The organism is Paenisporosarcina sp. TG20 (genome assembly GCF_000286315.1).
Taxonomy (GTDB): domain Bacteria; phylum Bacillota; class Bacilli; order Bacillales_A; family Planococcaceae; genus Paenisporosarcina.
Window position 1 is genome coordinate 1 of sequence record NZ_ALJG01000183.1, and the last position, 7,949, is coordinate 7,949.

The 7,949-nt window shown below is 35.6% G+C and carries 10 protein-coding genes; 2 read left to right on the forward strand and 8 right to left on the reverse strand.

The annotated features are described in order from the left end of the window. Nucleotides 1-943: 943 nt before the first annotated feature. The 3 genes from B371_RS0102955 to B371_RS0102965 form a co-directional block, all read right to left on the reverse strand. Complete coding sequence (locus B371_RS0102955; RefSeq protein ID WP_026022954.1) at nucleotides 944-2,158, reverse strand: NAD(P)/FAD-dependent oxidoreductase; 1,215 nt, start codon at nucleotides 2,156-2,158, stop codon at nucleotides 944-946. Nucleotides 2,159-2,365: 207 nt separating this feature from the next. Next, a complete protein-coding gene (locus B371_RS0102960; protein WP_019412829.1) occupies nucleotides 2,366-2,728 on the reverse strand; it encodes an iron-sulfur cluster assembly accessory protein in 363 nt (120 codons plus the stop codon). A 255-nt stretch (nucleotides 2,729-2,983) separates the two neighbouring features. Next, nucleotides 2,984-3,277: a NifU family protein gene (locus B371_RS0102965; protein ID WP_192811889.1), complete on the reverse strand. Its 294-nt coding sequence runs from the start codon at nucleotides 3,275-3,277 to the stop codon at nucleotides 2,984-2,986. Nucleotides 3,278-3,304: 27 nt separating this feature from the next. Here B371_RS0102965 and B371_RS0102970 point away from each other — a divergent pair, with 27 nt between their 5' ends. Further along, nucleotides 3,305-3,631 carry a YuzD family protein gene (locus B371_RS0102970; protein WP_019412831.1) on the forward strand — a complete coding sequence of 109 codons (327 nt, stop codon included), beginning with the start codon at nucleotides 3,305-3,307 and terminating at the stop codon, nucleotides 3,629-3,631. 53 nt (nucleotides 3,632-3,684) lie between these two features. Here B371_RS0102970 and B371_RS0102975 read toward each other — a convergent pair whose 3' ends face one another. Next, nucleotides 3,685-4,752 carry an NAD(P)/FAD-dependent oxidoreductase gene (locus B371_RS0102975; protein WP_019412832.1) on the reverse strand — a complete coding sequence of 356 codons (1,068 nt, stop codon included), beginning with the start codon at nucleotides 4,750-4,752 and terminating at the stop codon, nucleotides 3,685-3,687. Nucleotides 4,753-4,884: 132 nt separating this feature from the next. Here B371_RS0102975 and B371_RS0102980 point away from each other — a divergent pair, with 132 nt between their 5' ends. Further along, nucleotides 4,885-5,121: a YuzB family protein gene (locus B371_RS0102980; protein WP_019412833.1), complete on the forward strand. Its 237-nt coding sequence runs from the start codon at nucleotides 4,885-4,887 to the stop codon at nucleotides 5,119-5,121. 34 nt (nucleotides 5,122-5,155) lie between these two features. Here the strand turns inward: B371_RS0102980 and B371_RS0102985 are convergent, their stop codons facing one another. The 4 genes from B371_RS0102985 to lipA all read right to left on the reverse strand — a co-directional run bounded on the left by B371_RS0102985 (nucleotide 5,156) and on the right by lipA (nucleotide 7,777). Continuing rightward, entirely contained in the window at nucleotides 5,156-5,917 is a 762-nt protein-coding gene (locus B371_RS0102985) for a TIGR01457 family HAD-type hydrolase (RefSeq protein WP_019412834.1), read from the reverse strand. After that, nucleotides 5,914-6,366: a DUF86 domain-containing protein gene (locus B371_RS0102990; protein WP_019412835.1), complete on the reverse strand. Its 453-nt coding sequence runs from the start codon at nucleotides 6,364-6,366 to the stop codon at nucleotides 5,914-5,916. Before B371_RS0102990 ends, B371_RS0102985 begins: the two co-directional genes overlap by 4 nt. Before the next feature lie 128 nt (nucleotides 6,367-6,494). Further along, nucleotides 6,495-6,839, reverse strand: coding sequence for a YutD family protein (locus B371_RS0102995; protein ID WP_019412836.1), 345 nt, complete (start codon nucleotides 6,837-6,839; stop codon nucleotides 6,495-6,497). Nucleotides 6,840-6,853: 14 nt separating this feature from the next. Next, nucleotides 6,854-7,777 (reverse strand): lipoyl synthase, encoded by a 924-nt coding sequence (gene lipA, locus B371_RS0103000; protein ID WP_019412837.1) that lies wholly within the window; start codon nucleotides 7,775-7,777, stop codon nucleotides 6,854-6,856. Between the last annotated feature and the right edge of the window lie 172 nt (nucleotides 7,778-7,949).

Sequence of the window (7,949 nt, forward strand, 5' to 3'; positions counted from 1 at the left end):
GGAGTCGCCGCCTTTCACTTCAATCATTCTCCTTTAAAAAATTAACAGTGATAACATTATATTTTTAAAAATAAATATAAACATTCGTTCTATCTTGTAAAAAGAAAGTACCCAAATCTATGTAGGACGATTTTTTATGTACAACCCAAATATTACTAACCAAGAATATATCCTGAACAAACTTCACTTTGACTGAGAGGAAACTTGCATTTCTAAAAAAGTAAACACGACTTCTTATTAATCGAATTACGAGTGTCTAGCATGTTAGTCTCTATATACTAAAAACACCATGAACACTGAGTTCTTGGCACATCCATTTTTATATACTTCTTATGTTTTAAGAAAAACTGTGCAGTACTCCCGTTCTTTTTAAGTAATACTAATGATTTGAGTGTTAGTAGAAAGTGTTTTCCAGCTATATCAACTACGGTTTCCGGGTCGCTTCGGACAGCAATCCTACTGCACAATAACCTGAAGACTACAAGGAACTTAGGGAAGTGACGTTGTCACATCATTAGGGTCCCAATACAGGCAATCTTGCGGGGGTATGCACCCGACGCGCCCCTTCAACTTCAACCAATGGGCATATCGTATTATTTATTTGGGTTGATGTGAGAATAGACACTGATTTTATAAAGAGGGGCGGCCGAAGATGCAATTTCGGCCTTTTTTTATTCTTTTAAGGCTGGGTAGTTTCTTTATGCAACCCGTGCATAAGTCGCATTACTTCAATTGTCTAAGTAGTAGAAACAATGTTCTTCATGGAAATCCTTCATATGAATTGATTTAGCTAGAGTATCACCAAAGAATTTACGGTTATAATGTAATTTCCATATACTAAAAACACCATGAACACGGGGTTCATGGCACTCTATAATTGTATATTATCTTCCGAAAAAATCCCACCTGGAAAATTCCAGATGGGAGATACTTTAAGCATATTCTATAAAACTTTAAACTTACCTTTTTTCACTACTAGTGAAGCTCCACCTATCATATATAGAGCACGGTTATCTACCATTTTTTTCATAAATGAAGCTTTAGTACCTGTCACTTTTTTACCGAAAACAACACCAATTGCATCGTCTTCCCCAAGTGAACATAAACTACCTTTTAAGTCAGGCACGAATGATTCAGTATCTTCTCCATTGATTAAAGCTAGTAAGTTTTTTGCCACTGTAACACCTTGTTGCATTGCTATTTGTGCTGTTGGTGGATAAGGACGATTAATTTCTTCATTAATCAATAATGCACAATCCCCAACGATGAATACATCACTGTGACCAGGAGCACGCATATCTTTTTCCACTTTAACACGAGCACGCATGTTTTCAATGCCTGTTTGCTCGATTAAACGATTTCCTCGAATACCCGCAGCCCATATAACTGAACCTGCTTTTATAAATTCGAACTCATCTTCACCTTTTTTAATTTTAACGCCTTCTGGAGTTGCTTCAACAACTGGAGTTCCAATTGAGAATTCAATTCCTTTTGCTTGTAGGTGACCCACTGCATATTCAACTAATTCCGGATCAAAACCAGGCAATACCATAGGAGCTGCTTCTACACAAAGAACACGCACTTTTTCTTTTGGTACATCAAATTCTTCACAAAGTTCAGGAACACGATTACCTAATTCACCTAAGAATTCAATACCCGTGAATCCAGCACCACCAACAACAATAGTTAAGCGACTATCGTCTTTTATTTCTTCTAGTGACCATGTTGCAAATTGATATTCAATATGTTCACGTATTTGTCGAGCAGCTTTTACATTGGCAATTGATAAAGCATATTTATCTAGACCTGGAATACCAAAAGTTTCTCCCTCAAATCCAAGACCGATAACTAGGTAATCATAAGAAAATACACCAGTATCAGTTGTAACTTTTTTACTAGCAATGTCTATTCCTTCAACAGATGCTTTAACAAACTTTACTTTATCTGCTTTAATTACATCTGCTATATCATAGCGTACTTGATCAGCAGTTAATGTTCCAGCTGAAGCCTCGTGTAACCAAGTAGATTCATAGTGATAATCATTTTGATTAATTAATGTAATATCTGCAACATCGGAACCAATATTTTTTTGCAAGTTAACTATCGTTGATAATCCGCCATATCCAGCGCCCAACACTAAAATTTCCGGTTTTTTCACCAAGATTCAAACCACCTTTTGTTTGTTTTATACACTGTATAGGTTCAGTAATATAAATCTATACTGTGATAACTAAATTTTATTTATCTGCTTTACGACAAATTTCCTATTTACAATAATAGACCTTTTATGAATTGAATTCAATACATTCTTATGAAGTAGGAAAGGTTTGAATTTACAGAAAAAAAGACCGAAGTTTATTCGGTCTTAGCAATTCTCTGGAGTACCTTTTTTTGCAGCAGTCGTAAATGAAGAACCACAGCCACAAGATGCAATAGCATTTGGGTTTTCAATCGTGAATCCGCCACCCATTAGAGATTGTTTATAATCAATTACGGTACCATTAATTATTCCTTTGTCTTCATTGGATACGAGGATCGTTAACCCGTGCTGTTCCAAAATTGTATCAGAATCCGTTTTCTCGCGTTCAAATCCCATACCGTATGATAATCCACTACATCCACCACCATGGACAGCTACTCGTAGAAAGGCGCCTTCTTCTTCATTGTGACTCATCATTTCTTTCACTTGATAAGCTGCTGCTTCTGATAATTGAACAATTTGTGTCATCCAAAACACCTACTTTCTATTTTATATAATAAAACTTTTTCTGAAAGCATCCAAAGAACAGATCTTTAATTGATTGCCCATTTTTTAATGAATTTTGGTATAATGAGTAAAGATAATTAGTAAAAAAAGGAGCCCATACTTAGGCTCCTTAATGTATACATTCAAAGCCTGGTTCAGAACTAATTTGGAAATGTATTTTGGGTTTGTCTCTATCTCTGTCTGAATCGAATTTAAGTGGTAACGGTTTTGTTAATATTAAAAAACTTGTTCTACTTCAACAACACCCGGAACTTCTTCTAATAGTGCACGTTCAATACCTGCTTTTAGTGTAATTGTCGAACTTGGACAACTTCCGCAAGCACCTAATAGACGGAGTTTAACAATTCCATCTTCAATATCAACAAGCTCACAGTCTCCTCCATCTCGGAGTAAGAATGGACGCAATTTATCTAGCACTTCTAGGACTTGATCATTCATTGTATCAGTCATTAATCTCGACTCCTTTCTTTCCTTATAATTATTATAAAGTGAATAGCTCAAAAAATCCATCAGTACATACTAAAGGGGACATAAAACTTGAAGAAAAAAATACTTTCAATTGAAATATTTGGCGCCGACATTATATGTGCTAGTTGTGTAAATGCACCTACCTCTAAGGATACGTATGAATGGTTACAAGCAGCTATCGGCAGGAAATATCCAAATTCCCCCTACGAAATTACTTATATCGATATTCAAAAGCCAACTGATAATGAACGACAACAAGAATTAGCCAACCGTGTATTAGACGATGAATTTTTTTATCCGCTCGTTTTGATTGAAGGAAAAGTAGTTGGAGAAGGTAATATTAATCTAAATTCTGTATTCATGGAACTTGAGAAGTATGGGTTTACAAGTACTTAAATAAAACAAGGAGACCTTGAAGTATCTTTTACTTCTAGGTCTCCTTTTATGCATCAACCGTTATGCCACTTATACATCCATAAAACACCTGACTTCATCAAACGTGCAATACGTCCAGTAACAGTCCGGTCAGCAAGGTAAGCAAAACCTTGTTTTTTCCCTAAAGAACCTAGGAATCCTTTTAGTTTTATTTGAGGCATTTCTTCAGGTAGCTCTTTTCCTTTCCAACGTGTTTGCAGTACTTGAACAATTTGTTCTGCTTGCTCTTCTGCTACTTGTGCACTTGGAGCATAAGGTAATGCTGCACAGTCTCCAACTACATAAACGTGTTCATTATCGGGTATATTATGGTATTGGGATAACACGACTCTCCCCATGGAATCTTTTTCAGTATTCAAGTTTCGAACCAACTCAACTGGTCGAATACCAGCAGTCCATACAACAGCATCTACATCAATTGTCTCTTCATTGTTGTATAGCATATTCGGTCCAACTTTTATAATGTTTGAATTACTTACAACATCTACGTTATGTTTTTCAAACCATTTTTGTACGAAATTACTTAGACGTTCAGGAAAATCTCTTAATATTCGAGGACTACGATCAAATAGTTTAATGCTTAAGTCAGGTCGTGATTCCCGTAATTCACTTGCAAGTTCAATGCCACTCAACCCGGCTCCAACAATTCCAACAATTGAACCTGAAGGTAGTCCGCATAATTTGTTAAAAGTTTCCCGTGCTCGCCCGATTGTTTGAATGCTATATGTGAATTCATCTGCACCTGGTACGTCATGATAATTATCTTCACACCCTAAACCGATGACGACTTCGTCATAAGGAATACGAGTATCATTTGCTAAAACAATCTCTTTTTCCTCTAATTTGATTTCAACAACTTCACCATAGACCATTTTCAACCGCTCATGTTCTGGATAAGGTACACGAACTTCTTGGTCAGGGACAGTTCCTGACGCTAATGCATAAAATTCCGTTTTTAAACTATGAAAGGGCGTACGATCTACTAAAGTTATCTGCATGTCTTCTGGTAAGTTATTGGGTAATAAACGAAGTAGCATACGCATGTTTCCATACCCGCCACCAAGTAATACTAAATTTTTCATAAATATCTCCTTCTATATACAGTCTTTCTTCCGTTGTTAGTATAATTCATTGTGAAAGTTTTCTCAATAAGCCACGCTAATTGACGAATAAAAAAAAATAGAGTAGCATGGCGATGTAGTGAGGTGAAGATCGTGAATCCAATGGTAGAATTTTGTGTCAGCAACTTGGCAAATGGATCACAAAAAACATTTGAAGAATTAGAACGCGATCCCAATATTGACGTTCTAGAGTATGGATGTTTAAGTTATTGTACGAAATGTGCTGAGTCTTTTTTTGCAATTGTAAATGGTGATGTGGTACAAGCAGATTCTCCAGATGAACTTACAAAGAAGATTTATGCACATATAGATGAAAATCCACTCTTTTAATAAATAGGAGCTGCATTAATGCAGCTCCTATTTATTATACCCAATCGCCTAAACTCTTAAGTGTCAAAGTAGGAAGTAATTGTTTTAAAAGGACTTCTTCTGTTGAAGTAACACCAGTATTTAAATGAATGGTATCAATTCCGAATTTAATGCCTGCTAAGATATCAGTATCATAATTGTCACCAATCATCACCATATCTTTTTTTGTAAAATCATGTTCACGCTGTATGATTTCAAGCATATGTCCATGTGGTTTACCCATAAATATTGGATCAACACCTGTTGCCGTTTGAATTAGAGCTGCAAATGCTCCATTCCCTGGTATAAGTCCTCTTTCAGATGGAAATGCACGATCACTATTTGTGCATATAAATACGGCACCTTTTCTAATATCTAAACAAGCTTGTACTAGTTTCTCATATGTAATACTTCGGTCAATTCCAAGTACAAATACATCTTGAGAAGAATGGGTAATGTTTACTTTATTCTCAAGAAGAGCTTCTTTTAGTCCACTCTCACCTATCATCGAAACAGCTACTCCAGGATAATGTAACGCAATGAATTTAGCCGCAGCCATAGCAGAAGTCATAATATGACTTCTTTTTGCTTCAATTCCAAAACCAAGTAGTTTTGTCATTACTTGATCTGGTGTTTGGGAGGCATTATTCGTTACAAAAAATGGTTCAATCTCTTGCTGTTGAAGATAATGAATGAAATTAATAGTTTCAAGTATAGGTTCCTTACCTCTGTACACAGTACCATCTAAATCAATACAATATGCTTTATATGTTTTCATAATTGTTGTTCAGGCAGAAATGCAGATACTGCTCCTAATTCATGATTTAAGTAGTGTTCAATTGATACTGGAAATTGTTTTAGATGGTTTATATTCGTCTGTAAAGTTTTTATCACTTCTTCATGATTTACGCTTATAAAATCTCGTACAAGCATCTTTCGGAGTGAGAGTACTTTTTTCAACGGTGCATCCATTTCAGGTGAAATTACTTTTTCATCGGTCATAATATCGATAATGTCCTCATAACTTCCCGGATCGCGCATAATAAAGCCATCAATCATTGAATTACCCACATCAATTATTGATTCTATGATATTTTGGGCTATACGTTCTAAAGCGAGCTTACCCAGATCATTCGAAGTAAATTCTGTAGATTTATCTAACATTTTTATAATTGTTTCCATATAAGATAATGTCAAACTAATTTTTTTACGGTCAACAAAATACATTGGGTTCCCTCACTTTATAGATCTTGTGGCATTAACTTTTCCCTTCTATAATAACATATTTCTTGGTGTTGAAAAAGAACAGGATTATTGAACGATCTTCTCAAATTGAAAAACCTTGATTAGGACAATCAATCGTCCGAATCAAGGTTTTCGATTTCTAATATATCGTCTGGTTCAGTTAATGCTTCAATAGTCGTCGTTGGGCCTAATTTTTTTAAAATAAAATAAGCACATCCAAAATTACAATATTCATATAAGTAATCTTGCAACGTACTAACTTTTGTATCGTAAGTTGCCTTTTGATTTTTATCATCAAAAAAACCTTTTAAACGAAGTTGGCCATATCCCCAATCACCAAGGATATAGTCGTATTTATTTAAAATCTCACTATAGCGCTCCTGAACTGCTTCTTCCTGAAACGCTTCACGATAATCAGTTAATACTTCATAATCCCAGCTATCAATTGTAAGCATGACTCCACTCTCCATTAACTCGTTTTGAGCGCTAATTGCTCATCACCAATCCTTTGTTTTTCCTTTGCTGCAGCATTTACTTGTTCATCAGCATGATAACTACTTCGAACTAATGGACCTGCTTCACAATGAGAGAAGCCTTTAGACATTGCAATTTTACGTAATTCTCCAAATTCAAGTGGGGAGTAATATTTTTGAACAACTAAGTGTTTTTTAGATGGTTGTAAATACTGACCAATTGTCATAATATCCACGTTATTTGCACGTAAATCATCCATTACCTCGATAATTTCTTCTTTCGTTTCACCAAGTCCAACCATCAAAGAGGACTTCGTTGGAATATCGGGTTGCAATTCTTTTGATCGTCGTAATAATTCAAGAGAACGATCGTATTTTGCACGTGCACGAACTCTAGGCGTTAAACGGCGAACCGTTTCAATATTGTGATTTAATATGTCTGGCTTTGCATCCATAAGCATTTGTATATTTCCTTCAATCCCCCCCATATCAGAAGGTAAAACTTCGATTGTTGTAAAAGGATTTTTTCGACGAATCGCTCGGACTGTTTCAGCGAAAACAGCTGCCCCTCCATCTTTTAAATCATCCCTTGCAACAGCAGTAACAACAACATGTTTTAGATTCATTAAAACAACCGAATCTGCAACGCGTTCCGGTTCTCCTAAATCAAGCTCATTGGGCAATCCAGTTTTAACTGCACAAAATCGACATGCTCGCGTACAAATTGCCCCTAGTATCATAAATGTAGCAGTACGTCGCGTACCCCAACATTCATGTATATTTGGACATTTGGCTTCTTCACAAACAGTATTTAAATTATTTTCTCGCATTATTTTTTTAAGACCTTTATAGTTTTCATTCGTATTAAGTCTAATCTTCAACCAGTCAGGTTTTCTAATATGTGTTTGTTTTGTTGTCATACTGCTATAGTCAACCCCATTCTTTCATAGTATGTAGTCAAATTACTTACTCTTGACAATGTAACATATCCGACCAAGTCTAACAACCATTGAAGACATTAAGAAAAACCTGAGCAAAGTCGGACCGGTCCTTTATAAGTTAGCCTTCTATTTAAGTCTAGTGATTTCCGTT

Coding starts and splice junctions, on each gene's coding strand:
- B371_RS0102985 (WP_019412834.1), bottom strand. CDS start 5,917: ATGAAAACATATAAAGCATATTGTATTGATTTAGATGGTACTGTGTAC.
- B371_RS0102960 (WP_019412829.1), bottom strand. CDS start 2,728: ATGACACAAATTGTTCAATTATCAGAAGCAGCAGCTTATCAAGTGAAA.
- lipA (WP_019412837.1), bottom strand. CDS start 7,777: ATGACAACAAAACAAACACATATTAGAAAACCTGACTGGTTGAAGATT.
- B371_RS0102995 (WP_019412836.1), bottom strand. CDS start 6,839: ATGCTTACAATTGATAGCTGGGATTATGAAGTATTAACTGATTATCGT.
- B371_RS0102975 (WP_019412832.1), bottom strand. CDS start 4,752: ATGAAAAATTTAGTATTACTTGGTGGCGGGTATGGAAACATGCGTATG.
- B371_RS0102990 (WP_019412835.1), bottom strand. CDS start 6,366: ATGTATTTTGTTGACCGTAAAAAAATTAGTTTGACATTATCTTATATG.
- B371_RS0102965 (WP_192811889.1), bottom strand. CDS start 3,277: ATGGATTTTTTGAGCTATTCACTTTATAATAATTATAAGGAAAGAAAG.